This window comes from Nocardia sp. TBRC8007 (assembly GCF_056629435.1).
In genome coordinates, this window is record NZ_JBWSOR010000080.1 from 1 (window position 1) to 2,056 (window position 2,056).

At 62.1% G+C, this 2,056-nt stretch carries 1 protein-coding gene; it reads right to left on the reverse strand.

Features of this window, described 5'->3' with window-relative positions:
- The coding region (locus ACX4ZE_RS22665; RefSeq protein ID WP_480275489.1) for a condensation domain-containing protein at positions 1 to 2,056 on the reverse strand (2,056 nt) is incomplete at both ends.

Sequence of the window (2,056 nt, forward strand, 5' to 3'; positions counted from 1 at the left end):
GACCGCCACACCCTTCGGCCGACCCGTCGAACCCGACGTGAAAATCACATACGCGGTATTACCCCCACGCAACGGCGCACGCCGATCCGCATCCGTGACCGGATCATCGGAGTAGTCCGCCAACGACACCCGATCGATCTCGACCACCCGCGCCGCGCGTCCGTCGAATCCAGCACCCGATGTGGTCAGCACACACACCGGACGGACCATGTCCAGCACATACGCCGTGCGCTCGGCCGGATGGTCCGGATCCAGCGGCACATACGCCCCACCGGCGACAGTGACGGCATACATACCGACCACCAGATCGATCGAACGACGCATACCGAGACCGACCATCGTGTCCGGACCGACGCCCACCGAAATCAGATAACGAGCAAGACGATTCACCCGCGCGGCGAACTCCGCATAGGACAGACTCGTCCCCTCGAACGTCAACGCGACCACATCAGGCGTGCGTTCGACCTGGTCGTAGTACATCGAAACCAACGTGGCAGCCGGATCGACCGGATACGCAGTGGCATTCCACCGCTCGACGAGTACAGCGCGCTCGACGGTATCGAGCAACTCGATATCCCCGATGGCCACCGAAGAATCCGCAGTGACCTCGACCAGTAACCGCACCAAACGGCGCGCAATGCCTGCGACAGTATCGGCATCGAACATATCGGCCGCATAAACGAATTCAGCGGACATCCCGTCGGCCACACCGTCTGCGTCGAACCGATTCACGAGGTTGAGATGCAAATCGAACTTAGCAGTGGACACATCCAACGGCACACCCGCTACCTCGAGCCCGGGCAGCTCGAACACGGCCTGCTCGACATTCTGCAACGACAACATCACCTGGAACAGCGGATGCCGCGCCTGCGACCGCACCGGATTCAGAATCTCCACCAACCGCTCGAACGGCAGATCCGCATGCCCGAACGCCGCGAGATCCGCGTCCTTGGTATGCCTGACCACCTCAGAGAACGGCATAGCCGGATCAACCGTACTGCGCAACACCAGCGTGTTGACGAACATGCCGATAGCATCATCGAGCACTTCCGCACCACGACCAGCGACCGCGGTACCAATAGCAATATCGCTACCACCGGACAACCGAGCCAACAACGCAGCAAAAGCCGCGTGCACCACCATGAACAGACTGGCCCCATTCGCGCGAGCCAACACATTCAACTCACGCACCAACTGCGCATCCAACAAAAACCCGTACACACCACCACGATGAGACGCCACAACCGGACGCGGACGATCCGACGGCAGATCCAACTGATCCGGCAACCCACCCAACGCCTGCGACCAGAACAAAACCTGCTCAGCGATCAACGAACCCGGATCATCCTCCGAACCAAGCGTTTCCCGCTGCCACAACGCATAATCGGCATACTGCACCGGCAACGGAACCCAGCCTGGCTCGCCGCCGTCGACGCGGGCACTATAGGCAGTCATCACATCGCGAGTCAGCGGTCCCATGGAGAAACCGTCGGCCGAGATGTGATGAACCACCAAGGCAAGCACGTGCTCGGTGGGACTGATCTCGAACAATCGGGCGCGGAAGGGCACCTCGACTGTCACATCGAATGCGGTCAGCACTACCTGAGAAAGCCGCTCGGGCAGGTCGGCTTCAGCGATCTCGATCGGCGTGAGATCCGGGATGACCTTGGCAGTAGGCACGATCCGCTGATGCGCGACGCCGTCCCGCTCGGGGTAATACGTGCGCAGCGATTCATGCCTGGCCAATACATCAGCGACTGCGATCTGCAACGCTTGCCGGTCGAGCAGTCCGGACAGCCGCACTGCGGCCGGAATGTTGTCCACCGCCGAGCCGGGATCGAAGCGGTTGAGGAACCACATGCGCTGCTGAGCTAGTGACAACGGGACCAGCTCTGGCCGCTGCTGGGGCACCAGCGGCGCCCGTGCCCCTGCGCCTATCCTGGACTTCGCATGAGCCGCGAGCGCCACCACTGTGGACGTCTCGAACAACTCGCGGACGCCGAGGTCGGTGTCCAATGCGGCCGAGAGCCGGGCCGCGACCTGGGTAGCGCTGAGC